This is a genomic window from Prodigiosinella aquatilis (genome assembly GCA_030388725.1).
In the GTDB taxonomy this organism is placed as follows: Bacteria; Pseudomonadota; Gammaproteobacteria; order Enterobacterales; family Enterobacteriaceae; genus Prodigiosinella; species Prodigiosinella aquatilis.
In genome coordinates this window covers 1,486,938-1,510,019 of sequence record CP128857.1, presented here as the reverse complement: position 1 = coordinate 1,510,019, position 23,082 = coordinate 1,486,938, and the positions used below count along the sequence as shown (strand labels likewise).

The 23,082-nt window shown below is 46.4% G+C and carries 26 protein-coding genes and 1 riboswitch; of the genes, 21 read left to right on the top strand and 5 right to left on the bottom strand.

Features of this window, described 5'->3' with window-relative positions:
* Window positions 1–3: 3 nt before the first annotated feature.
* The 6 genes from mrdB (at window position 4) to lipA (ending at window position 5,990) form a co-directional block, all read left to right on the top strand.
* Window positions 4–1,116 (top strand): peptidoglycan glycosyltransferase MrdB, encoded by a 1,113-nt coding sequence (gene mrdB, locus PCO85_07065; GenBank protein WJV55169.1) that lies wholly within the window; start codon window positions 4–6, stop codon window positions 1,114–1,116.
* 9 nt (window positions 1,117–1,125) lie between these two features.
* Window positions 1,126–2,217 (top strand): endolytic peptidoglycan transglycosylase RlpA, encoded by a 1,092-nt coding sequence (gene rlpA, locus PCO85_07060; GenBank protein ID WJV55168.1) that lies wholly within the window; start codon window positions 1,126–1,128, stop codon window positions 2,215–2,217.
* A gap of 194 nt (window positions 2,218–2,411) precedes the next feature.
* Window positions 2,412–3,623: a D-alanyl-D-alanine carboxypeptidase DacA gene (dacA, locus tag PCO85_07055; GenBank protein WJV55167.1), complete on the top strand. Its 1,212-nt coding sequence runs from the start codon at window positions 2,412–2,414 to the stop codon at window positions 3,621–3,623.
* A gap of 117 nt (window positions 3,624–3,740) precedes the next feature.
* Window positions 3,741–4,004 (top strand): DUF493 family protein YbeD, encoded by a 264-nt coding sequence (gene ybeD, locus PCO85_07050; GenBank protein WJV55166.1) that lies wholly within the window; start codon window positions 3,741–3,743, stop codon window positions 4,002–4,004.
* 118 nt (window positions 4,005–4,122) lie between these two features.
* A complete protein-coding gene (gene lipB, locus PCO85_07045; GenBank protein WJV55165.1) occupies window positions 4,123–4,824 on the top strand; it encodes a lipoyl(octanoyl) transferase LipB in 702 nt (233 codons plus the stop codon).
* Window positions 4,825–5,024: 200 nt separating this feature from the next.
* Complete coding sequence (gene lipA, locus PCO85_07040; GenBank protein ID WJV55164.1) at window positions 5,025–5,990, top strand: lipoyl synthase; 966 nt, start codon at window positions 5,025–5,027, stop codon at window positions 5,988–5,990.
* A gap of 123 nt (window positions 5,991–6,113) precedes the next feature.
* Here the strand turns inward: lipA and tatA are convergent, their stop codons facing one another.
* Together tatA and PCO85_07030 are read right to left on the bottom strand one after the other, a co-directional pair.
* The gene (tatA, locus tag PCO85_07035; GenBank protein ID WJV55163.1) at window positions 6,114–6,320 is read right to left on the bottom strand and encodes a Sec-independent protein translocase subunit TatA; all 207 of its coding nucleotides are present in this window, start codon (window positions 6,318–6,320) and stop codon (window positions 6,114–6,116) included.
* A 168-nt stretch (window positions 6,321–6,488) separates the two neighbouring features.
* Complete coding sequence (locus PCO85_07030; protein ID WJV56020.1) at window positions 6,489–7,277, bottom strand: deaminated glutathione amidase; 789 nt, start codon at window positions 7,275–7,277, stop codon at window positions 6,489–6,491.
* Between the two features lie 101 nt (window positions 7,278–7,378).
* A riboswitch (Fluoride riboswitch) is annotated at window positions 7,379–7,439 on the top strand.
* 74 nt (window positions 7,440–7,513) lie between these two features.
* On the opposite strand from PCO85_07030, the gene crcB reads away from it, so the two are divergent.
* Entirely contained in the window at window positions 7,514–7,897 is a 384-nt protein-coding gene (gene crcB / locus PCO85_07025) for a fluoride efflux transporter CrcB (GenBank protein WJV55162.1), read from the top strand.
* 64 nt (window positions 7,898–7,961) lie between these two features.
* Here the strand turns inward: crcB and cspE are convergent, their stop codons facing one another.
* Window positions 7,962–8,171 (bottom strand): transcription antiterminator/RNA stability regulator CspE, encoded by a 210-nt coding sequence (gene cspE / locus PCO85_07020; protein ID WJV55161.1) that lies wholly within the window; start codon window positions 8,169–8,171, stop codon window positions 7,962–7,964.
* Window positions 8,172–8,397: 226 nt separating this feature from the next.
* Between cspE and PCO85_07015 the strand changes: the two genes are divergently transcribed.
* From PCO85_07015 to PCO85_06980, 8 genes are all read left to right on the top strand, one after another.
* Complete coding sequence (locus tag PCO85_07015; protein ID WJV55160.1) at window positions 8,398–9,093, top strand: aspartate/glutamate racemase family protein; 696 nt, start codon at window positions 8,398–8,400, stop codon at window positions 9,091–9,093.
* Window positions 9,094–10,024: 931 nt separating this feature from the next.
* Window positions 10,025–10,390 (top strand): metalloregulator ArsR/SmtB family transcription factor, encoded by a 366-nt coding sequence (locus PCO85_07010; protein ID WJV55159.1) that lies wholly within the window; start codon window positions 10,025–10,027, stop codon window positions 10,388–10,390.
* 2 nt (window positions 10,391–10,392) lie between these two features.
* Window positions 10,393–10,872: an arsenate reductase ArsC gene (locus tag PCO85_07005; GenBank protein WJV56019.1), complete on the top strand. Its 480-nt coding sequence runs from the start codon at window positions 10,393–10,395 to the stop codon at window positions 10,870–10,872.
* 275 nt (window positions 10,873–11,147) lie between these two features.
* Complete coding sequence (arsB, locus tag PCO85_07000; GenBank protein ID WJV55158.1) at window positions 11,148–12,194, top strand: ACR3 family arsenite efflux transporter; 1,047 nt, start codon at window positions 11,148–11,150, stop codon at window positions 12,192–12,194.
* A 181-nt stretch (window positions 12,195–12,375) separates the two neighbouring features.
* Entirely contained in the window at window positions 12,376–12,735 is a 360-nt protein-coding gene (locus PCO85_06995; protein ID WJV56018.1) for an ArsC family reductase, read from the top strand.
* 1 nt (window position 12,736) lies between these two features.
* Window positions 12,737–13,864, top strand: coding sequence for a succinyl-diaminopimelate desuccinylase (dapE, locus tag PCO85_06990; protein ID WJV55157.1), 1,128 nt, complete (start codon window positions 12,737–12,739; stop codon window positions 13,862–13,864).
* The gene (locus PCO85_06985) at window positions 13,861–14,535 is read left to right on the top strand and encodes a M15 family metallopeptidase (protein ID WJV55156.1); all 675 of its coding nucleotides are present in this window, start codon (window positions 13,861–13,863) and stop codon (window positions 14,533–14,535) included. The genes dapE and PCO85_06985 overlap by 4 nt, the downstream gene beginning before the upstream one ends.
* Window position 14,536: 1 nt before the next feature.
* Entirely contained in the window at window positions 14,537–14,725 is a 189-nt protein-coding gene (locus tag PCO85_06980; protein WJV55155.1) for a YpfN family protein, read from the top strand.
* A gap of 13 nt (window positions 14,726–14,738) precedes the next feature.
* Here the strand turns inward: PCO85_06980 and PCO85_06975 are convergent, their stop codons facing one another.
* Window positions 14,739–15,659 (bottom strand): LysR family transcriptional regulator, encoded by a 921-nt coding sequence (locus tag PCO85_06975; GenBank protein WJV55154.1) that lies wholly within the window; start codon window positions 15,657–15,659, stop codon window positions 14,739–14,741.
* 640 nt (window positions 15,660–16,299) lie between these two features.
* Here PCO85_06975 and PCO85_06970 point away from each other — a divergent pair.
* The 6 genes from PCO85_06970 to PCO85_06945 all read left to right on the top strand — a co-directional run bounded on the left by PCO85_06970 (window position 16,300) and on the right by PCO85_06945 (window position 21,960).
* Window positions 16,300–17,619 carry a citrate:proton symporter gene (locus PCO85_06970; GenBank protein ID WJV55153.1) on the top strand — a complete coding sequence of 440 codons (1,320 nt, stop codon included), beginning with the start codon at window positions 16,300–16,302 and terminating at the stop codon, window positions 17,617–17,619.
* 49 nt (window positions 17,620–17,668) lie between these two features.
* Complete coding sequence (locus PCO85_06965; GenBank protein WJV55152.1) at window positions 17,669–19,009, top strand: acyclic terpene utilization AtuA family protein; 1,341 nt, start codon at window positions 17,669–17,671, stop codon at window positions 19,007–19,009.
* Window positions 19,006–19,308: a hypothetical protein gene (locus PCO85_06960; GenBank protein ID WJV55151.1), complete on the top strand. Its 303-nt coding sequence runs from the start codon at window positions 19,006–19,008 to the stop codon at window positions 19,306–19,308. The genes PCO85_06965 and PCO85_06960 overlap by 4 nt, the downstream gene beginning before the upstream one ends.
* Window positions 19,309–19,470: 162 nt before the next feature.
* Window positions 19,471–20,127: an acetate CoA-transferase subunit alpha gene (gene atoD / locus PCO85_06955; protein WJV55150.1), complete on the top strand. Its 657-nt coding sequence runs from the start codon at window positions 19,471–19,473 to the stop codon at window positions 20,125–20,127.
* Window positions 20,127–20,789, top strand: a complete 663-nt coding sequence (locus PCO85_06950; GenBank protein WJV55149.1) for a 3-oxoacid CoA-transferase subunit B — start codon at window positions 20,127–20,129, stop codon at window positions 20,787–20,789. The genes atoD and PCO85_06950 overlap by 1 nt, the downstream gene beginning before the upstream one ends.
* Window positions 20,782–21,960, top strand: coding sequence for an acetyl-CoA C-acetyltransferase (locus PCO85_06945; GenBank protein ID WJV55148.1), 1,179 nt, complete (start codon window positions 20,782–20,784; stop codon window positions 21,958–21,960). Before PCO85_06950 ends, PCO85_06945 begins: the two co-directional genes overlap by 8 nt.
* Before the next feature lie 82 nt (window positions 21,961–22,042).
* Here the strand turns inward: PCO85_06945 and ypfH are convergent, their stop codons facing one another.
* On the bottom strand, window positions 22,043–22,729 hold the full coding sequence (ypfH, locus tag PCO85_06940; GenBank protein WJV55147.1) for an esterase: 687 nt from the start codon (window positions 22,727–22,729) through the stop codon (window positions 22,043–22,045).
* Between the last annotated feature and the right edge of the window lie 353 nt (window positions 22,730–23,082).

The following is a 23,082-nucleotide window of genomic DNA, read 5'->3' as shown; positions in this document are numbered from 1 at the left end:
CCCATGACCGAAAGTCAACAACAAGGCTCGTTCTGGACCAAGCTTCATATCGACCTTCCTTTTCTCCTTGGCATTATGGGATTGTTGGGTTATAGCCTGATAGTCATGTGGAGTGCCAGCGGGCAGGATGTTGGCATGATGGAGCGCAAGATCGCCCAGGTCGTGCTGGGGCTCGTGATGATGATCATCATGGCTCAAATTCCTCCCAGGGTTTATGAAAGCTGGGCACCTTATTTATACATTATCTGTTTCATTTTGTTGGTAATGGTCGATATCTTCGGACAAATCAGTAAAGGGGCGCAACGCTGGCTGGATCTTGGTGTAGTGCGCTTCCAGCCTTCGGAAATTGCCAAAATCGCGGTACCACTGATGGTAGCGAGGTATATTAACCGCGATATGTGCCCTCCTTCGCTGAAAAATACGGCGGTTGCCCTGGTACTGATTTTTGTACCAACGATGCTGGTTGCGGCACAGCCTGACCTGGGAACATCAATCCTGATTTGTGCCTCAGGGCTTTTTGTCCTGTTTCTGGCTGGAATGAGCTGGCGACTAATTGCCGTTGCAGCACTACTTGTTGCGGCCTTTATTCCCGTGCTTTGGTTCTTCCTGATGCATGATTACCAACGCGATAGGGTTATGATGCTACTGAACCCGGAAGCGGATCCTCTTGGCGCTGGCTATCATATTATTCAGTCCAAGATTGCCATTGGTTCAGGGGGATTATGGGGAAAAGGCTGGCTGCATGGCACACAGTCACAGCTTGAGTTCCTGCCGGAACGGCATACTGACTTCATCTTTGCCGTGTTGGCGGAAGAGCTAGGGTTGATCGGCGTACTGGTTCTACTGGCGCTCTATCTGTTCGTGATTATGCGTGGTCTGGTCATCGCAGCCAATGCACAAACCTCCTTCGGCCGGGTTATGGTTGGCGCATTAATGCTGATCTTCTTCGTCTACGTTTTCGTTAATATCGGCATGGTCAGTGGTATTCTGCCGGTAGTCGGTGTACCACTGCCGCTGGTCAGTTATGGTGGATCAGCACTTATCGTATTAATGGCGGGATTCGGCATCGTCATGTCGATACACACTCACCGCAAAATGTTATCCAAAAATCTATAGGGGTGGGAAATGCGTAAGGATTGCTTTTGGATTAGTGTTATCGGCCTGGCGCTTTCTGGCTGTACCGTAACGGAACAACCTCAGTCACCACCACACCAGATATACAGCGGACCAGTAGAAGAGATCGGTGGCGTGGAGCCGCACTATGAGCCCTATAACCCATCCACATTGCAGGACTACGTCGTAAAAGGGCGCACCTATAAGATTGTCAAAAACCCGGAAAACTTCAGCGAAACCGGTCTGGCATCATCGTATTCCAGAGAGGCTTCAGGTAACCGTACCGCCACGGGCGAAGTGTTCGACCCCAACGCATTGACCGCTGCACACCCAACACTACCGATTCCCTGCTACGTGCGAGTAACGAATCTGAGTAATGGGCGCCAACTGGTGGTACGAATCAATGACCGCGGTCCTTATATACCCGGTCGGATTATTGACTTGTCAAAAGCGGCTGGCGATCGACTGAATATTTCCAACAATACCAAGGTTCAAGTAGATTTTATCAATGTATCTCCTGATGGTTCGCTTTCTGGCCCAGGAACTATTGGTACTCGCGTAGCCAAGCAAAGCTTTGCTTTACCAGAACGTCCCATCCTGGGATCCAGCGAACTTGGTACGCCGGTAATGCAGACTGAAGAACCATCTGCCACCACAACAATCCGCCCTATCAGTAACACAACATTGCAACCTACGACAAACAACACAAATACAATAGACAGCACCTCAGTTTCTCACGGGCGTTTCCTTGGCGCACCAACACCATTGCGCAGCGGCGTACTGGAAGGATCTGAACCCGTATCAACGGTAAGCACACCAAAGTCGGTGGTATCTGCTGGCAGTACGCCTCAACCTCGGTTTTCAGACGGCGGACATTACGTCGTCCAAGTCGGAGCGCTGAGCGATCAACAACGGGCACAGAACTGGTTACACAGTCTGAACGATCGCTTCCACGTTTCAGGTAAAGTAACGGCTAATGGCGGGCTGTATCGTATTCAGTTAGGCCCATTTAATAATCGACAACAAGCTACTGAACTTCAACAACGCCTGTTAGTCGAAGCTAAACAGCAATCTTTTATCACTGCTGTTCCTGGCATACGATAACAACAGAATTAAGTGAAAGATGAGGGAAGATAACTCATTAATCTTTCTTATAAAAAAAAATGGGCAGCCCAGTGAGACAACATGACTGATATCAACAAGATCACGTAACATATTGTCGGATGCCCACACATTTTTCATCTGTTATAGTGTGACTCGTTTTTTAACTTATACCCACGGATGTCGTTGTTCCCATCATGAATACAGTAATCACGTCTCGCCACACTAAACATATTGTACTTAGCGCCCTGCTCGTTATCAGTGCATCATCTTTCGCCTACGCTGACGACATTAATCTGAAAACCATGATTCCTGGCGTTCCGCAGATTGATGCTGAAGCTTACTTCCTGATGGATTACAACTCAGGCAAAGTTCTGGCCGAAATGAACGCTGATACCCGTCGAAACCCAGCAAGTCTGACAAAAATGATGACCAGTTATGTCATCGGTCAGGCGATAAAGTCAGGGAAAATCAACCCAAACGATATCGTTACCATCGGAAAAGATGCCTGGGCTACCGGTAATCCGGTTTTTAAAGGCTCGTCGCTGATGTTCCTGAAACCAGGTGATCATGTGCCGGTGTACATGTTAAACAAAGGTATCATTCTACAGTCTGGCAATGATGCCTGTGTCGCCATGGCAGATTATGTTGCTGGAAGCCAAGGTGCGTTCATCAATCTGATGAATGGTTATGTTAAAGAACTGGGGCTGAAAAACACCCATTTTGAGACCGTGCATGGTCTGGATGCGGAAGGACAGTACAGTTCTGCACGTGATATGGCATTAATTGGTCAGGCATTGATCCGAGATGTACCGAATGAATATGCCACCTATAAAGAGAAAGAGTTCACTTTCAATAACATTCGCCAGGCCAACCGTAATGGTTTGTTATGGGATACCAGTCTTAATGTAGATGGCATTAAAACCGGACATACCGCATCCGCCGGCTATAATCTGGTAGCTTCCGCCACCGAAGGGCCGATGCGTCTGATTTCAGTAGTACTCGGTGGACATACGTTTAAAGGCCGTGAAACAGAAAGCAAAAAGCTACTCACCTGGGGATTTCGTTTTTTTGAAACTGTTTCCCCGCTGAAAGCGGATAAAGAATTCGCTTCCGAACCCGTATGGTTTGGTGACAGCGACCGCGTATCACTCGGCGTGGCAAAAGATGTTTACATCACCATTCCACGTGGACGCATGAAAGATCTTAAGGCCAGCTACATCCTGAACAATACCGAACTGCACGCTCCATTAAGTAAAAATCAGGTTGTGGGTACCATCAATTTCCAACTGGATGGTAAAACCATCGATCAGCGTCCGCTGGTTGTGATGAACGAAGTTAAAGAAGGCGGGTATTTTAGCCGGATGATCGATTACATAAAACTGATGTTCCATCACTGGTTCAGTTAATTTTGATCGTTTAGGAGATACGTCTCCCCATGGCATGACAAATATACTCCCGCTCAGGCGGGAGTTATACTTACTATCCATGTACTGTATCTTTATGCATACTACTCTGGAGTTTTCATGAAAACCAAACTCAACGAATTGCTCGAATTCCCCTGCCCTTTTACCTACAAAGTGATGGGATTGGCAAAACCAGAACTGGTAGATCTGGTAGTTGAAGTTGTACAACGCCATGCGCCTGGTGACTATACACCGCAAATCAAACCCAGCGCTAAAGGAAACTATCACTCAGTTTCTATCACTATCACCGCGACTCATATTGAGCAGGTTGAAACGCTGTATGAAGAACTGGGGAAAATTGACATCGTGCGTATGGTTCTCTGAAGCCAGCTCATCATTTAGACGGTTATCCTTCCACGCCAAGAAAAGCAAGTGTGGAAATCTCTGCTATTCGCTACTGCGTCACGCCGTTATAATTGACACATTCCTCCTTAACCTGAAGATGACACGTTTGCAACAGGATAAGATAATCATTCGCCATCTGGGCGTGCTCCCTTATGAGCCAGTTTCACTGGCTATGCATCACTTCACTGAACATCGGTACGACACAACCTTTGATGAACTCTGGCTCGTTCAGCATCTCCCGGTATTTACCCAAGGTCAGGCAGGAAAGGCCGAACATGTCTTAATGCCTGGTGATATTCCGGTGATACAAAGCGATAGAGGCGGTCAAGTTACTTATCATGGGCCGGGCCAACAAGTGATGTATGTACTGATCGATCTCAAGCGCCAAAAACTGGGTGTAAGACAGCTGGTTACCACTATTGAAGAAACCGTAGTACAAACGCTATCGCACTTTCACATTGATGCATATGCCCGACCAGATGCTCCAGGTGTTTATGTCGATGAACGTAAGATCTGCTCGCTGGGGCTACGCATCCGCAAAGGCTGCTCCTTACATGGATTGGCACTAAATATTGCGATGGATCTGTCTCCTTTCCTACGCATTAATCCATGCGGTTATGCTGGCATGAGAATGACTCAACTCAGCGAGCTGGTCACTGGCGTAACGCTGGATGATGTTGCTCCGGTACTAACGTCATCTTTTATGCGCCTTCTGGGCTATAAAGAGCATGAGCAAATTATCTGGGACTGGGAACATCAGGGCGAACCTCAGCCTCGTCCCTTCAGCGATTCCCCATAAAGCTATTGGTATTTTTATGCAGATGAATTCACATTTTATTTACACTTTTTGTTCATTTTGATCGTGCAAAAGCTGCTTGCCTATGGCAAAGATGATATAATTTTGTGATATTTTTAAAAAAAAGTTTAATCATTAAGATGATCCCATGAATTCTAACCATAAATTCATGATAGCGATTCAGAACTGGAACTTACGCAAATATGAGTAAACCGATTCAGATCGAACGTGGCGTAAAATACCGCGACGCAGATAAAATGGCCTTAATTCCGGTGAAAACAGTAGCGACCGAACGTCAGGAAATGCTACGGAAACCAGAATGGATGAAAATCAAATTGCCTGCGGATTCCAGCCGGATTCAAGGTATCAAAGACGCAATGCGCCGCAACGGGCTGCACTCGGTATGTGAAGAAGCATCCTGCCCTAATCTGGCAGAGTGTTTTAATCATGGTACGGCAACATTTATGATCCTGGGTGCCATTTGCACCCGTCGTTGCCCATTTTGTGATGTTGCCCATGGACGTCCAATCGCCCCAGACAACAATGAGCCAGAAAAACTGGCTCAAACCATCCACGATATGGGATTACGCTACGTCGTCATCACTTCTGTTGATCGGGATGATCTGCGTGATGGCGGAGCTCAGCATTTTGCCGACTGCATCAGCGCCATTCGCCGTAAAAGTCCACAGATTAAAATTGAAACACTAGTGCCCGATTTCCGGGGACGCATGGACCGGGCACTGGATATTCTGACCGTGACACCGCCAGACGTATTTAACCATAATCTGGAAAACATACCGCGTCTGTATCGCCAGGTTCGACCAGGGGCAAACTATGAATGGTCCCTCAAACTGCTGGAAAACTTTAAGGCTGTGCATCCGGAAATTCCAACCAAGTCGGGTTTGATGGTGGGATTGGGTGAAACCAATGAAGAAATTCTGGACGTGATGCGCGATCTGCGACGTCACGGTGTCACAATGTTGACATTAGGGCAGTACCTGCAGCCAAGTCGCCACCATTTGCCGGTACAGCGTTATGTCCGCCCGGAAGAATTTGAAGAAATGAAAGCGGAAGCAATGGCAATGGGATTCACCCACGCCGCTTGTGGTCCGTTTGTACGCTCGTCCTACCATGCCGACCTACAAGCAAAAGGTGTCGAGGTGAAATGATTTATATCTGGAAAAATTGCCGTAATGCGCGGTTACATTTTCCTGACACGAAAAGATGCGGGCGGTCACATGCCGTCCGCTATTAGTTTTTAACCGTCTCAGGAGCTTGCTCTTTGTGGGATCTTACTCTTTGTGATGAGTCGTATCGTTAAGTGCAACGGGTTCATCTGAGCTAGCATTGTTCGTTGGTTGCTCATCACTCATTGCTTTTTTGAAACCTTTGATTGCCGCGCCAAGATCTCCACCCAGGCTGCGTAATTTATTGGTTCCAAATAGCAAAACGACAAGCACGCCGATCACTAAAAGTTTGGCAATACTGATACCTTCCATACCTACCTACCTGATTATATACGCTGGGAACCAGCACGTTTCTTATTATTACTCTTTTTAAAAGAAAGCCCTTAACAACACAAAGGCTATATGTAACAAAGTAAGACCATGCCAGCCAAGAGCATGGTTACTGATGTTCTGCTCTACGAGTAGAGATCGAAATTCAGATTATCGCAATACAGGAACCTTGAATCGGTTATGACGCAAAACAGGTAACTGATGGCGAACATGTTGAATACGCTCAAAATTAATATCTGCAAAGATAAGGTCAGGAACTTCCGCCGCCCGGGCGATCACAACACCCAGCGGGTCAACAACCAGACTGTTGCCGATATTCTTTTCCCCACATTCACCGACTCCGACCATATAGCAGGTATTTTCCAACGCTCGCGTTCTGGTTAACAACTCCCAGTGCGCTTCCTTCTGCGGCCCCTTAACCCAGGCGGAGGGTAATACCAATACCTCTGCGCCATTCATGACCAACTGTCGCGCCAGGTCGGGGAAACGGACGTCGTAGCACACCATCAATCCCACTTTTATTCCTGCTATTTCAATAATGGCCGGTATTGACTCACCCGGTATCACTCGCTTTGATTCCTGGGAAGAAAAAGCATCATAAAGATGCAGTTTATGGTAGAAAGCCAACACTTCACCCTGACGAAGCACCAATAGAGTATTGTGCACAAACTCATTATGAACAGGGGTATGGATAGTAAAAATAACTGTGATATCAATCGATTGACTGGCTCCCAGCAATTGACTGACAAAAGGACCATTAATAGGCTGAGCAGCGTCCATCCCCCATTCAGCATTATTATTATCCCTGGCATGAACAGCTTCTGGTAACACTAATAAATCGGCTCCCGCCGCCGCTGCCCTCTGCATTAATGCTATACAGGTAATAGCATTGTCTTGCCATGTACGCTGTACGGCAAACTGGCCGAGTGAAACTTTCATCATCAGGCTCCTTAATATGTGTTAACACATTACACCGCATCGCATGCCATTTCATGGCAACACTCTCTACAAAAATGCGCGACAAAAAGGTAAACTTTTATACCAGTAACGGAGATGACATTCCTCCATAACCGCCTTCCGGCTAATGATGTCTACGAACTCCTCGAAAAGGGGTCGTAGCGTTATACTCTTCTTTTCGAGATCATTCTGACTTTCCTTTAAACAAAAAGGTGACCATGTATAGTACTTTATTTGCTGTTTTTATTGGTGGCGGGATAGGAAGCATCTTACGCTGGCTGCTGAGCCTACGTTTTAACAGCATTTCCCCTCAGATACCAATAGGGACTTTTTTGGCTAATATGGCTGGGGCTTTTATCATCGGTGCAGCAATGGGCTATTTTATTCGCCAACCCGATCTTGATCCGCACTGGAAACTACTCATCACGACAGGTTTATGTGGAGGCTTGACGACGTTCTCTACATTCTCTTTTGAGGTCGTCACACTATTGCAAGGCGGAGAGTGGCTTGCTGCCGGGTTGAATCTACTGTTAAATCTGGTCGGTTCATTGTTAATGACATCGCTGGCATTTGCTCTGGTAACCGGACTTACCGCACACTAGATCAAATGATGTGCCACAAAATAAAAACCCGCCATTGGGCGGGTTTTTTAAGAAACCGGTATAATTAAATAGCGATAACGTTAGCAGCAGAAGGACCTTTAGCACCGCTAGTGATTTCAAACTCTACACGCTGACCTTCAGCAAGAGTTTTAAAACCATTACTCTGGATGGCAGAGAAATGTACAAATACGTCTTTGCTACCATCTTCCGGAGTAATGAAACCGAATCCTTTGGATTCATTAAACCACTTAACGCTACCTTTAATCTTAGACATCAAACTTACCTTTAACATGAATGAAAGACACAAAATCTGTGTCGCGTACAGTACAGCAATAGATGGACCATTTGTCCAGTCAAAGATAGATAAAAAGTGATAAAACACGATAAAAAAATGAGCAAGAAGCATTAATTCATCACTTTTAGGACTTTTCCCTCTTTTCTCTGATACGTTATTCTCGATTCATCACTTTTTTCAGTATCCAAGTCGGAGGAGACTTTACATGCAAAAAATGCTGGGATTACTCGGAGGAATGAGCTGGGAATCCACGATCCCTTATTACCGTATTATCAATGAATATGTAAAAAACGAACTGGGTGGTCTGCATTCAGCCCGACTACTACTGCACAGTGTCGATTTTTATGACATCGAACAACTGCAATCGCAAGAAGACTGGGAGACAGCAGCCCATGTTTTGTCAGAAGCAGCATGTGGATTAAAAAAAGCGGGCGCTGAAGCCATTGTGATTTGTACAAATACAATGCACAAGGTTGCGAACCAGGTAGAAAGCGCCTGTGAGCTGCCATTGATCCATATCGCCGATGCCACGGCCATCAGCATCCAGCAACAAAGCATCACCAAGGTGGCGCTGCTGGGCACGCGCTATACCATGGAACAGGACTTTTATCGTCAACGCTTGACAGATCTATATGGCATCACCGTCCTTACCCCTGACCAGCAGGAAAGAGAAATCATTAATAACATTATCTTTCAGGAGCTGTGTCTGGGTAAAACGCTTGATGCTTCGCGCCAACAATTCCGGAAAATCATCCAACGATTGGAACAGCAAGGCGCTGAAGGGATCATTCTGGGCTGTACAGAGATACCGTTGCTAATTAATGCAGACGATGCCCAGGTACCTTTATTCGATACCACCTTACTACATGCCACCGCCGCGGCCCGTTATGCCCTTGGATGAGGGGAAATCGATCCGACAAACCGGTGGATTGCTGATATTTCAAACAGAATGAGAATAATAGCCTCTTTTATTTACTTGGTTTTCCTCATTTATGCTCTGGACCAGGCATAACCATTTCCAACGGGCATCAAAAAAAATCGCGAAGTAGATCACAAAATAGGAAGTAAATTCTAAAGGAGAGAATAACGCCGTCTTAGGTTATCCGAAGTGTCGTGACGGAAATTAATATTTAAAAATCAGTTAATTAATAAATTAACTGTTCACTATCTCAGACACAAAAAAGCAGTAACGTCGACGTTACTGCTTTAGATTGCTCAAACTTTGTTCCTGGTCGGTAATGACACAAACAAAAATTATACTAATATAAATAGACCAATTGTTACTTACGTAACATCGCTTCGATGAAGCTTTTCCAGTTATTGAGTTCTATCTCAATCATGATAGCCCCTTAAGTTTTCTTATTCGGCGGGGTTATTATATGCTTTTTTTTTGACCATAATAAACCATTATGCACATCCATGATGTGCCGGTATCACTACCCACTCTACAAGAAATTCATTTTCCAATTTAATTATCAACACATTACCTTTACATTGCCACACTACAACACCGAGCAATTTTGTCATAAAACAGAAGAATAGATTAGCAGCGATTATACCCCAGACTTACCCCACAAAATTGGCCCCTAAACAGCCACATAACCTAGAGTGTGATGGCGTGCGGTACCGGAGTATCTATGCCAACACACTGAAATCTGTCAACAACTCCGATCCAAGCATATCCCCCGTAGCTTGACCAGCATATTGAAAAAGCCAATAGGAGATACTGAGACGCAGAGTGACTCGTAGCTAGTTTTCCATTTTGGCATGTGATGATATTTACGCCTTCTTAAACACTTGATCATTTCAACTATACTTGTAGAATTGAAACAATGAACAAAGAAAACGCAGTTATTATTTTTGAATCTCTGGCATCCGGCATTCGATTGGATATTTATCGTTTGTTGGTGAGAACCGGGCTGAAAGGCCAGGTAGCAGGTGATTTAGCGCAGGAGCTTGATCTCGCGCCAAACAAACTCTCTTTTCACCTCAAAGCCTTGACACATGCCGGATTGACGACAGTCGAACAGGAAGGACGCTTTCAGCGTTACCGGGCTAATATCCCCGTGATGCTGGATGTTATTGCTTACCTGACTGAAGAGTGTTGTTCCGGCCATCCGGAAGAATGCGCGTCATTCAGGGAAGACACTTCCTGTTCTTCGGTGGTATTGCCCAATGTATCCACACAAAAGGACTGATGATGAACGTTTTATTCCTCTGCACTGGTAACTCTTGTCGCTCCATTTTGGGCGAAGCGATTTTCAATCAGTTGGCTCCAGAAGGTTGGCACGCAATGAGTGCCGGCAGTAACCCAACCGGTCAGGTACATCCTCGCTCAATCGCGCTGTTACAACACGAAGGTATTTCCACTGAAGGCTACTACAGCAAATCATGGGAAAACCTGCCAGCGATACCTGACATCGTGATCAGTGTTTGCGGAAATGCGGCGAATGAAACCTGCCCGGCTTATCTCGGCCCGGTATTGCGTACTCATTGGGGCGTTGAAGATCCAGCGCATGCAACAGGTACTGATGAAGAAATTGACGCCTCATTCATGCAGGCATACAAGATCCTACGTGCCCGTATCGAAGCACTTTTCGCTCTGCCGCTGAATGAGCTGCAACACGATAAAACTGCACTGAAAACAGCGATGGATAAAATTGCTCAGATCATTGTGTAGAGAGAAGTCATCATGGCGCTGATCCAGATTTTTGACCTAGTAGTATATTGTTCAAGTGGAGTATTCGGTACAGAAGCCACTAATTTTCGGGCTGATTTACGCCAGGAGAGTATTGAACCGTGGGCATGGCTTATCAATAGTCGTCTGATGCTCAGTCATTCGACATCGCCGCTATTACAGCAGCCTCTTGAACGGACTGGAACCCAATCGCATTAATTCAAACGCTAACGGTTGGTATTGAATAACAATCATCCACAAATTAAGGAAAATCCTCGATGAGTGACATCACTCGCAAGCTCTCATTTTTAGACCGGTATCTGACTGTCTGGATTTTTGCTGCAATGGCTCTGGGTGTGAGTCTCGGTTTTTTAGTCCCTGGTGTAGAGAACTTCATTAACCACTTTCAGGTGGGAACAACCAATATTCCGATTGCTGCCGGGCTGATCCTGATGATGTATCCCCCTTTTGCCAAGGTACGGTATGAAGAACTACCAGACGTATTCCGCGACAGAAAAGTGTTAACCCTGTCGCTGATCCAAAACTGGCTCATCGGTCCGGCGCTCATGTTCGCACTAGCCGTGATTTTCCTGCATGACAAACCGGAATATATGGTTGGTCTTATCATGATCGGTCTGGCGCGTTGTATCGCTATGGTGATTGTCTGGAATGAACTGGCAAAAGGCTCAACGGAATATGCAGCGGGTCTGGTGGCGTTCAACTCGATATTTCAGGTGTTGTTTTTCAGCGCTTATGCCTGGCTATTTATTACCATACTGCCGCCGTTCTTCGGGTTGTCTGGTTCAATTGTTGATATCTCCATCGCGCAAATTGCCAAGAGTGTGTTCATCTATCTGGGCATCCCCTGTATTGCCGGCATATTGACCCGAGTGATCATGCTGCACTTTGTTTCCAAAGAGTGGTATCACGCCCACTTCGTTCCCAAGATCGGCCCTATCACCCTGGTTGCGTTGCTGTTCACCATTGTGGTGATGTTCAGTCTGAAGGGAAAATTGATTGTCAGTCTCCCTTTCGATGTCGTACGTATTGCTATCCCTTTGCTTATCTACTTTGTTGCTATGTTTGCCATCTCATTTTTCATGTGCAAACGCTTAGGCGCGAGTTATGAAAAGAGTGCAACACTCTCGTTTACTGCGGCCAGTAACAACTTTGAACTCGCTATCGCGGTAGCCGTCGCTGTTTATGGCATCAACTCCGGTGCTGCTTTTGCTGCTGTCATCGGGCCGCTTGTTGAAGTGCCAGTGATGATTGGTCTGGTGAATGTTTCCCTTTGGATCAGACGAAAATACTTCCTTTCAGCCTAAAAAAGAGCCTGTGCTGCTATCAATAATGAAACAGCACTGGCTCATTTTCTCTTCCCAATAGACAGACACTTCACTTAACCACATGATCTACTAAAACAAATTCAATATTCTGCCACCATTAGCGCTAATACGGTATGCTCTTCATTCTTATCAAATAAAAAGTGAAGAGTTTTATAAAATGATGACAGTTATGTACGGTATTAAGAACTGCGATACCATCAAAAAAGCCCGTCGCTGGTTAGAAAACAATCACATTGACTATCGCTTCCATGACTACCGGGTGGACGGTCTGGATGACGTACAATTGCAGGCTTTAATCAATTTGGTCGGTTGGCAACCCTTGATTAATACCCGTGGAACAACCTGGCGCAAGCTGGATGAAGCGAAACGTAATGCAACCAATAATGAAGACGCAGCAAAAACTGTTATGCTGGAGCACCCCTCGCTCATCAAACGGCCCTTGTTAGTCACTGACCACGGTGCCGCATTACTTGGTTTCAGCGAGGATAGCTATCAGCACTTTTTTGCGGAGAATAAATAACGTGTCTTGCCCGGTACTAGAACTGGCTCAGCAGTTAATTAAACGCCCTTCCCTCAGCCCTAATGATGAAGGTTGTCAGGCGTTGATGATTGAACGTTTGCAGGCGATTGGTTTCAGCATAGAAAAAATGAATTTTGGCGATACCCAAAATTTCTGGGCTTGGCGTGGCACAGGGAAAACACTAGCCTTTGCCGGTCATACCGATGTAGTCCCCTGCGGGGATGAAAAGCAGTGGCAGCACCCTCCATTCGAACCCACGCTATGCGATGGCATGCTGTATGGACGTGGCGCAGCAGATATGAAAGGGTCATTGGCGGCGATGGTGGTTGCCGCTGAACGTTTTGTTGCCACGCATCCCCACCACCAAGGACGCCTGGCGTTTTTAATTACTTCAGACGAAGAAGCCAAAGCCGTAAACGGTACGGTTAAGGTTGTTGAAACCTTGATGGCTCGCCAGGAGCGCCTTGATTACTGCCTGATCGGCGAACCCTCCAGCACGACACGTATCGGGGATGTGGCGAAAAATGGCCGTCGGGGTTCAATCACCGCCAACCTTTACATACACGGTATACAAGGTCATGTTGCGTACCCCCACCTGGCAGACAATCCGGTACACCGCGCCATGCCCGCGTTGCATGAACTGATAGCCACGGAATGGGATCAGGGAAATGAGTTTTTCCCTCCAACCAGTATGCAGATTGCAAATATTCAGGCAGGAACCGGCAGCAATAACGTTATTCCTGGCGAACTGTTTGTGCAGTTCAATTTTCGCTTCAGTACCGAATTGACCGATGAACGCATTAAGCAACGTGTCGCTGAACTACTTGACCGTCACCAACTCAAGTACACTCTGGATTGGCAATTATCCGGGCATCCCTTCCTGACCGAACACGGCGAGCTGGTGAATGCTATTATTGATGCAGTTGAACATTATTGTGAAATCACACCGCAACTACTGACCAACGGCGGCACCTCTGATGGCCGTTTTATTGCGCGGATGGGAGCACAAATAGTTGAACTCGGACCGGTAAACGCCACTATTCACAAAGTGAATGAGTGTGTCAGTGCAGCAGATTTGCAACTGTTAAGCCGGATGTATCAACGCATCATGGAGCAGTTGATCGCATGATTACGTCGGCCATGCTGACAGGCAAGAATGATGGGCATCTGGTCACTCTGACAGGTCAACACCGTTTGCAACCGGAAGCCGTTATCGCTTTTAAGTCCATGCAACAGGCGGCCCGGCAGGATGGCTTTAATCTCCAGCCAGCGAGTACCTTTCGTGACTTCGGGCGTCAGCAACAGATCTGGAACGGAAAATTTACCGGTCTGCGGCCGTTACTGGATAAAGACAATCAGCCGTTGGATGCCCTCACGTTAAGTGAGGGTGACCGCTGTGAAGCGATACTGCGCTGGTCCGCATTGCCAGGTGGCAGTCGGCATCACTGGGGCAGCGATCTGGATATCTACGATCCTGACCGGCTTCCTTCGGGGCAAACACTGCAACTGGAGCCCTGGGAGTACGAAACTGGCGGATATTTCTCTACGTTGAGTGACTGGTTGGACTCACATATGCCGCTATTCGGGTTTTATCGGCCTTACGCGCATGATCATGGCGGTGTTGCGGTTGAGCCTTGGCATATCAGTTATTTACCGTTAGCGCGAGTAGCGATGGCGCAGTTAACGCCAGCAGTTATCCGTGAATCCTGGCACGGGGAAGAGATAGCTGGCTATCAGTGGCTGAATAAACATCTGCCACAACTTTTTACCCGCTTTATCACCCGTATCGATGAGGTATAACATGGCATGGCTGGCTGACTATTGGTGGATCATTCTGGTGTTCCTGCTGGGAGTAATACTCAATGGTATCAAAGAATTACGGCGTGTTGACCACAAATCTTTTTTGAACGACAAACCTGAAATCCCACCCCATCGTGATAACAACGATAAATGGGATGAAGACGACGACTGGCCACAAAAAAAACCCTGATACGGCGCATCCTTCAGGCCCGAGTCAAGCGCGTTTCAAGCTCATACCCAACACCTTCCGCCCTGGCCTGAAGAAAGTCATAGCACTCCCTGGCACAAATTGAGAGTTGTCGCTCCTTGTCTGTCACCAGATAAATTCCGCGTCTCAGCGACAGATCTCTGAACGGGATAATTGCAATATCAGGATGCTGAAACTGAAACAATGTCAATCCCGTAACAATACTAATACCATAGCTAGCCGCCACTAATCCCATCATCGTCGTCAACTGTCTGACTTCAAGCACATAGTTGAATCCTTCTGGTTCGGCTAACTGATCGGTATATTGCCGGATACTGGTTCCCTTGGAAAAACCGATAAAGGCCCAATCTTTAATTTCCGCTATCGACACCAAACTGTGCTGTGCCAGTGAATGGTCCTTATGACAGATAAGGTAAAAGCTATCGGCAAACAGCATACGAGAACTGAATGTTTCTGATGAAGGTTCACCCGCTGTCAACGCCAAATCAGCCTGACCATCCAATATGGCTTTTAGACAACGATCCCATTGCGTATCAATTAATTCCACCTTGATTTTCGGATAAGCATGATGATATTGCGTAAGCACCTGAGGAAGCCATTCAACAGCCAAAGACGGCAATACGGCTAAAACGACTTTTCCTTTATAACCTGTGGCGTGCGATTTTATTTCGCTGACGGCATCATCATGCATTTGCATCAATCGACGGGCGATCTCAATAAAATGAATTCCATCCGCATTCAACTGTACTTTACGTGTATCCCTATCGAATAAACGATATCCCACATCTTCTTCCAGGCTGGCAATCAATGCACTGAACGCCGGTTGAGAAAGATTAACTCGTTGAGCCGCCCGGGTAAAACTGTCCGTTTCCGTCAATACCATAAACGCTCTGAGCTGTTTAATTGATAAGTTCATAATACCCTCGCAAGAAAACCCACCTGTAATAAATAGTGTAAAAGCACCATCAACAAGGCTATTTATTTATTTTTATGATCAAGCCCTCATTTATTTACATTTATTATTTTGATTATTTTTTTATTTCTTATAGCAACTTAAAGCCGACATCACAAAAGCAAAATAACTCAGTCAAAAAAAACACAATAACAATCATAGAAAACAGTTAGTTAATAACTTATCAATTAAACAAACAAATCAATAAATATTACGAATAAAACAAACCCATTAAATTATCGAATAGATTCATAAGGATTACGAGTTAGCACTTCAGGCATACCAATGGTAAAAAATACCCAGCAAAAAAACACAACACTCTGGGTTAATAACCTTTCACGTTAATTGCCTATTTCACGATGCAGACAAGTGGCAACTAAGGAAATCCCCATGAATGTATGCACATCAGGGACTGGAGTGGAAAATCTACTGAAGCAGATTTGAACGCGGGTCCACACGACCGATAAAGGGCAAGATCCATGAAAAGGAGCGCCAACACATCTGCAACGGGAGAAATGACGGATATATTGGCAAATAAACGATTGAATAAAGAAAATTCTACAATCACACAGCCCTATAACAAGTAATAAATATAGGAGTATTTATGTTGGCTTTAATCGGTGTGCTAACTATAGCCACATTACTGTTTTTTATTATGACAAAGAAAATGTCACCGCTGGTGGCATTAATTGTTATCCCAGTTATTGGTGCCTTGATTGCCGGTAGTGGAACAGATACCGCGAAATATGTCGTTGACGGAATAACTAAACTAGCACCGATGGCCGCCATGTTTGTATTTGCCATCACTTTTTTTGGTGTTGTCACTGACGCGGGTATGTTCGACCCCATTATTCGGGGAATATTGCGTATCGTCGGGACCAACCCGGTCAAAATTATCATTGGTACTGGCGTACTGGCCCTGATGGCGCATCTGGATGGTAACGGTGCCGTCACATTTCTGATCACCATTCCCGCTATGCTGCCACTGTTTAATAAACTCGGCATGGACAAACGCATACTGGTCGGTATTACCGCCCTGAGTGCCGGGGTAAATTTTCTTCCGTGGACCGGACCAATGATCCGGGCTTCCGCCGCGTTGAACATCTCCACACATGATCTGTTTATCCCGCTGATTCCTGCCCAAATTTGTGGTTTAACTTTTATGGTAGGCATGGGTTACTACTGGGGGAAGAAAGAGCAAAAACGTCTGGGACTATCCAGTAATGGCTTTAGCGCCACCGATACCGGGGACCATCACACCAACCATGTAAAGGAGCTTACCGACGCGGAAAAAGCGCTGCGTCGCCCTCATATGTTTTGGATTAACATCACACTGGTCATCTGCGTTATCGGTACCATGGTGTTCACTAAAATATCACCGACAGTGGCGTTCATGATCGCGCTGACCCTGGCGCTGATGTTTAACTATCCCAATGTTGAAATGCAGAAAGAACGCATCAATGCGCATGCCAAAGCCGCCTTGATGATGGCCAGTATTCTTTTCGCCGCTGGTGCGTTTACCGGGATTATGGGCGGCACCGGTATGCTGAAAGCCATGTCCCATACAGCGGTTGACTTTATTCCTGCGTCCTTTGCCTCTCATATTCCATTCATTATCGGCATAATTTCCATGCCGCTGAGCTTGATATTCGACCCTGATTCCTACTATTTCGGCATCATGCCGGTTATCGCACATACCGTAAACATGTTGGGTATTCCGTCCATTCAGGTCGCGCAAGCTTCAGTTATGGGACAAATGACCACCGGTTTTCCCGTTAGCCCGCTAACGCCGGCAACGTTCTTGCTTGTCAGTCTGGCGGGAGTCGATCTGGCCGATCACCAGAAGTTCGCTATCCCGGTACTTTGGGGTGCCAGCATCACCATGACGCTTGCCTGCGTTCTCACGGGCGTATTCCCCTGGTAACCGTAACTACTTGAAAAATATACTTGTAAACTTAACGATAAGGTGTTGTATGAAAACCATCCGTATTGGTTCAGGCGCCGGTTATGCCGGAGATCGCATCGAACCCGCTGTCGAATTGGCAGAAAAAGGAAATATTGATTATCTGATTTTCGAATGTCTGGCAGAGCGCACGATTGCCATTGGTCAAAAACAAAAACGACAAGATCCGAACAAGGGTTATAACGAATTGCTGGCAAACAGAATGTATGCCGTGTTGCCACAGTGTCTGGAAAAAGGCATCAAGATCATCACTAATATGGGGTCTGCCAATCCGGTGTCTGCTGGTCAGCGGGTACTGGAAATCGCCCGAGAACTGGGTGCCCGGCAGTTAAAAATTGCCGTCATCACTGGTGATGACGTCTATGCCCAATTGCTGCTAGTGGATTCCCGGCTGGATGACATTGGTGAACCCATTTCCAGATGTGGTAAAGATATTATTTCGGCCAACGCTTATCTTGGGACTGACGCGCTGGTTGACGCACTGCGTCAAGATGCCGACATTATTATTGCCGGCCGCGTTGCCGACCCCTCGTTATTCCTGGCACCCATGATGTACGAATTCGGCTGGACTGCCGATGATTGGGATCATCTGGGTAAAGGCACGTGTATTGGACATCTGCTTGAATGCGCCGGGCAAATTACCGGTGGTTACTATGCCGACCCAGGATTCAAAGATATTCCCAATCTGGAACGCCTTGGATTTCCAATAGCCGAGATCAGTGACGATGGAAATGCAGTCATCACCAAGGTTGACGGTTCCGGTGGCTACGTTTGCGTAAATACCTGCAAGGAACAGTTACTTTATGAAATCCATCGACCCGACAGCTATATCACACCGGATGTCACTGCCGATTTCAGTCGTGTTCATTTCACTCAGGATGGAGAAAACCGAGTCTGTATTCATGGGGCGACCGGACGCAAAAGGACAGAAACATTAAAAGTCTCAGTTGGTTATCAAGATGGTTATATCGGCGAAGGTGAAATTTCTTATGCTGGTCCCGGAGCAGTCGCTCGTGGCCAGCTAGCGCTGGAAATTGTAAAAAGACGCTTCACACTGTGCCATTTTGCACCACAGGAAATACGTTTTGATCTTATTGGGATTGATGCCCTGCACGGACCTGCTCGTTCTCAAGGCCATCAGCCTTACGAAGTGCGGGCCCGCGTTGCCGCCAGATGTTCATCCAGAAGTGAAGCCATCAAAGTCGGTAATGAAATAGAAACGCTTTATACCAATGGTCCGGCTGGTGGTGGTGGCGTAAATAAATCGGTAAAAGAAATTCTGGCGATGGATTCAACATTGCTGGCACGTTCGCTGGTTATTCCCGCCATTAATTATCTGGAGATTAAATGATGAAATTACGCCACATTGCACACTCGCGAACCGGAGATAAAGGCAATACGTCCAATATATCCCTGATTGCTTATCGTGATGAAGATTATGAGCTACTGAAAAATAGCGTCACCACCGAAAAGGTAAAAGAATGGTTTAAAGATATTGTTCAAGGCGATGTTATCCGTTATGAATTACCGGAAATCAGTGCGCTTAATTTTGTTATGTATGGCGCATTGGGTGGTGGTGTCACCCGCTCTTTGGCATTGGATATGCACGGTAAAGGATTAAGTTCCGCCATGCTCGATATTGATATTTAATTATTATTTAATCAGCGGGTAATTATTTATCCGCCATATACCCATCATATTTCTCGTTGAAGGCGAATTATTTACTCTGGTTATTAAATTGCCGCCTTCCTGCAACATGAAATGTATTGGGTATAGGTTTTCTATTAACCATTATTGCTGGAATTTAACACAATGAATAGCAAACTCATTGATGCAAGCTATTTCCGCTCCTGTCTGTATGACGGAATGACAATTATGTTCGGTGGTTTTATGGGGATTGGAACACCGACACTATTAGTCAACGAGATTATTCGATCCCATGTCACAGATTTAACTATTATCGGTAACGATACCGGATTTATTGATACTGGCGTAGGCCCGCTTATTGCCAGTGGACAGGTCAAAAAAGTCATCGCCTCACATATTGGCACCAATCCTGAAACGGGTCGCAGAATGATTGCTGGTGAAATGGAGGTGGAGCTGGTTCCCCAGGGAACGCTGGCTGAGCGTATACGCAGCGGCGGTGCAGGCTTAGGAGGATTTCTGACCCCCACCGGCGTGGGTACTATCGTTGAAGACAATAAACAGAAAATAACCATAAACGGTATCACTTATTTATTGGAACTGCCTTTAAAAGCAGATCTGGCCATTATTCAGGCCAGCATTGCCGACACCAGCGGAAATATTATTTATCACCTGACTGCTCGCAACTTTAATCCTCTTATTGCTTTGGCGGCAAATAAAGTTATCGCCCAGTGCGAACAGATTATTCCCGTTGGTCAATTATCGCCAGAGTGCATTATTACGCCAGCGGCGCTCGTCGATCATCTTTATGTAGGAGAGCAATAATGGATGCCAAAACAATCATTGCCCGACGGGTAGCCTTAGAACTCAACGATGGCGATGTGGTTAATTTAGGTATCGGTTTACCCACCAAAGTCGCCAATTATGTAGCGGATAATATTCAGGTGACGTTCCAGTCAGAAAATGGCCTGCTGGGCCTGGGTGCGATTGATGAACCCGACATAAACCTGGTTGACGCCGGTGGACAACCCTGCGGCATGGTACCTGGTGCCGCTATGTTCGACAGCGCGTTCTCGTTCGCTCTGATCCGCGGTGGTCACGTGGATATCTGCGTACTTGGTGGCTTACAGGTCGATGAGCATGGCAGCCTCGCCAACTGGATGGTTCCAGGGAAAATGGTACCGGGAATGGGTGGTGCTATGGATCTGGTGGTCGGTGCGAAGAAAGTCATCATCGCCATGGAACACTGTGCAAAAAATGGTGAAGCGAAGCTATTGAAACGCTGTATTTACCCACTGACTGCCGTGAATAAAGTCAATATGGTCGTGACCGAACTGGCGGTATTCCATTTTATTAATCAGCAATTGGTACTAAGTGAAATCAGCCCCCACACCACACTGGAAAACGTGCGTCAAAAAACTGAGGCAACCTTTATTGTCTCCACCGATTTAAAAACAATGAAAATTAATGGAGGCAGCGATGCATGACTCGGTCGTTATTGTCAGTGCCAAAAGAACCGCAATAGGAAAATTTGCCGGTAGTCTGGCCAATACATCCGCTATCGACATGGCCGCCTCGACTATCCGTGATGGCCTTTGCGCATTACCCGACGATCTACGTATTGATGAAGTGATTCTCGGGAATGTACTACAAGCCGGATTGGGACAAAATCCTGCCCATCAGGCAAGCATCGCATCAGAGATTAGTATTGAAACCCCATCGCTTACCGTCAGCAAAGTCTGCGGTTCCGGGCTCAAAGCGGTGGTACTTGGCGCACAATCCATCCTGGCTGGCGACAACCGGGTCTGTATCACCGGTGGCATGGAAAATATGAGCGCAGCGCCCTATCTGCTCGAAAAAGCCCGTCAAGGATATCGTATGGGGAATGGTAAGCTGGTGGACTCCATGATTCAGGACGGACTCTGGTGCGCCTTCAACGACTATCATATGGGGACAACGGCAGAAAATATTGCCCGCCGCTATCAACTGTCGCGGGAAGAACAGGATAGTGTTGCCCTGGCATCACAACAGAAGGCTCAATACGCCATAGAGAATGGACGATTCAATACCGAAATTACTCCCATTACGCTTAAACAAAAAAACCAGACCCGTATATTTGCTCAGGATGAATATCCACGAGCCGATACTACACGGGATTCACTAAGTGCACTGCGTCCTGCTTTTTCTCCTGATGGCACTGTGACGGCGGGTAACGCTTCAGGTATCAACGATGCGGCCGCAACATTGATTCTGATGACGGAATCTCTGGCGCATAAGCAAGGCATCACACCACTGGCGCGGATCAAAAATTGGGCTTCTGCCGGTGTTCCCAGTGATGTCATGGGATTAGGGCCCATTCCGGCGACCCGAAAGGCATTGACCAAAGCCGGCATGGGTATTCACGATCTTGACCTGATCGAAGCTAACGAAGCGTTTGCCTCTCAGTTTCTGGCAGTACAACGTGAGCTGCAACTTGATCCGGAAAAAGTCAACGTCAATGGCGGTGCGATTGCGTTAGGACATCCGATTGGCGCGAGTGGTGCCAGAATATTGGTTACACTGGTTCATGCCTTGCATAGTTATGATAAAAACCTGGGCTTGGCGACGCTCTGCATCGGTGGGGGTCAAGGCATTGCCATGATCGTAGAACGAATCTAAACAGGTTTCAGATAGTTGAATCAGTGTGTTCTGAGGAAACCGCATGCAGCAGTACCACTACCTGCTTCATGCGGTTGATCAATCAGCGGAAAGCGATTAACTCGCCACGATTACCTTGTATTGCTTCATCCCAATAACGCTGTGGAATATAATTTTTCAGCCGCTCCAATGCGTAACCCATCATTTCATCATCAATGGCATGACCTAATTCTGGTACCAGATCCAGCGTAAAATCAGACCCATGCAAGCGCAGGCGATGCGCCGCAGTGCACACGTGATCCACCGTAATAACCGGATCGTCTTCACCGTGAATCAAATGCACCACAGTATCGATGAATGGTTGTTCCGGCAACGCGGCAAAACGACCACTGAAGGCGACCACCCGACCAGCAAGATTCTCTTCAGCTTTTAATGCTTCCAGTATCATTATTGAACCTTGCGAAAATCCAATTAATGCAGTGTGTGCATAATCAACCTGACTGTATTCCTGCCAATAACGCACCGTGTCAATAAAACGGGGCATGATAGTGTTAATCCGCTCGACCCGGTTCTCTTCCGTAATTCCCTGTATCGAAAACCACTGTCGACCATTACCGACGCCACTGCTTTCTGGTCCGCCAATGCTCACCACCAGCGCTTGCGGGAAAGCCTCGGCAAAATAACGGCCTATTTCACCCATGGATACCGGATTATCGCCGACACCATGGAATAACAAGAATAACTGTTTAGGAGATTCGGCATTCTGCACCACAACGTATTCATGTTTCATTTTACGTCTCCTGCCGGCCTACATTAATGCAACCGGTACTTATCGATGTTTGTTAGCAGTTACTATACACTCTTCATTGGTAGGCCAATATTGAGGGTTATTGAACAAGTCATTCCATTATCCTGTATCAGTGTATACTCCGGAGGAAAAACAGATGACTGAAGGCGAAGAACGAATTGGTAAAAATGTGAGCGATGTCCTATTGAGGATATAAATACTGTTTTTATTTAATTGATTTCGTTATCTAATATTAACATTCGACTTATGTGATAAAGCACCATATATAATAGTGTTGTAATATATAAAAGCTTTACGCGAACCTATTTATTTTTAACACACCAGCGTTCAAATAT

Coding starts and splice junctions, on each gene's coding strand:
- mrdB (WJV55169.1), top strand. CDS start 4: ATGACCGAAAGTCAACAACAAGGCTCGTTCTGGACCAAGCTTCATATC.
- rlpA (WJV55168.1), top strand. CDS start 1,126: ATGCGTAAGGATTGCTTTTGGATTAGTGTTATCGGCCTGGCGCTTTCT.
- dacA (WJV55167.1), top strand. CDS start 2,412: ATGAATACAGTAATCACGTCTCGCCACACTAAACATATTGTACTTAGC.
- ybeD (WJV55166.1), top strand. CDS start 3,741: ATGAAAACCAAACTCAACGAATTGCTCGAATTCCCCTGCCCTTTTACC.
- lipB (WJV55165.1), top strand. CDS start 4,123: ATGACACGTTTGCAACAGGATAAGATAATCATTCGCCATCTGGGCGTG.
- lipA (WJV55164.1), top strand. CDS start 5,025: ATGAGTAAACCGATTCAGATCGAACGTGGCGTAAAATACCGCGACGCA.
- tatA (WJV55163.1), bottom strand. CDS start 6,320: ATGGAAGGTATCAGTATTGCCAAACTTTTAGTGATCGGCGTGCTTGTC.
- PCO85_07030 (WJV56020.1), bottom strand. CDS start 7,277: ATGAAAGTTTCACTCGGCCAGTTTGCCGTACAGCGTACATGGCAAGAC.
- crcB (WJV55162.1), top strand. CDS start 7,514: ATGTATAGTACTTTATTTGCTGTTTTTATTGGTGGCGGGATAGGAAGC.
- cspE (WJV55161.1), bottom strand. CDS start 8,171: ATGTCTAAGATTAAAGGTAGCGTTAAGTGGTTTAATGAATCCAAAGGA.
- PCO85_07015 (WJV55160.1), top strand. CDS start 8,398: ATGCAAAAAATGCTGGGATTACTCGGAGGAATGAGCTGGGAATCCACG.
- PCO85_07010 (WJV55159.1), top strand. CDS start 10,025: ATGAACAAAGAAAACGCAGTTATTATTTTTGAATCTCTGGCATCCGGC.
- PCO85_07005 (WJV56019.1), top strand. CDS start 10,393: ATGAACGTTTTATTCCTCTGCACTGGTAACTCTTGTCGCTCCATTTTG.
- arsB (WJV55158.1), top strand. CDS start 11,148: ATGAGTGACATCACTCGCAAGCTCTCATTTTTAGACCGGTATCTGACT.
- PCO85_06995 (WJV56018.1), top strand. CDS start 12,376: ATGACAGTTATGTACGGTATTAAGAACTGCGATACCATCAAAAAAGCC.
- PCO85_06985 (WJV55156.1), top strand. CDS start 13,861: ATGATTACGTCGGCCATGCTGACAGGCAAGAATGATGGGCATCTGGTC.
- PCO85_06980 (WJV55155.1), top strand. CDS start 14,537: ATGGCATGGCTGGCTGACTATTGGTGGATCATTCTGGTGTTCCTGCTG.
- PCO85_06975 (WJV55154.1), bottom strand. CDS start 15,659: ATGAACTTATCAATTAAACAGCTCAGAGCGTTTATGGTATTGACGGAA.
- PCO85_06970 (WJV55153.1), top strand. CDS start 16,300: ATGTTGGCTTTAATCGGTGTGCTAACTATAGCCACATTACTGTTTTTT.
- PCO85_06965 (WJV55152.1), top strand. CDS start 17,669: ATGAAAACCATCCGTATTGGTTCAGGCGCCGGTTATGCCGGAGATCGC.
- PCO85_06960 (WJV55151.1), top strand. CDS start 19,006: ATGATGAAATTACGCCACATTGCACACTCGCGAACCGGAGATAAAGGC.
- atoD (WJV55150.1), top strand. CDS start 19,471: ATGAATAGCAAACTCATTGATGCAAGCTATTTCCGCTCCTGTCTGTAT.
- PCO85_06950 (WJV55149.1), top strand. CDS start 20,127: ATGGATGCCAAAACAATCATTGCCCGACGGGTAGCCTTAGAACTCAAC.
- PCO85_06945 (WJV55148.1), top strand. CDS start 20,782: ATGCATGACTCGGTCGTTATTGTCAGTGCCAAAAGAACCGCAATAGGA.
- ypfH (WJV55147.1), bottom strand. CDS start 22,729: ATGAAACATGAATACGTTGTGGTGCAGAATGCCGAATCTCCTAAACAG.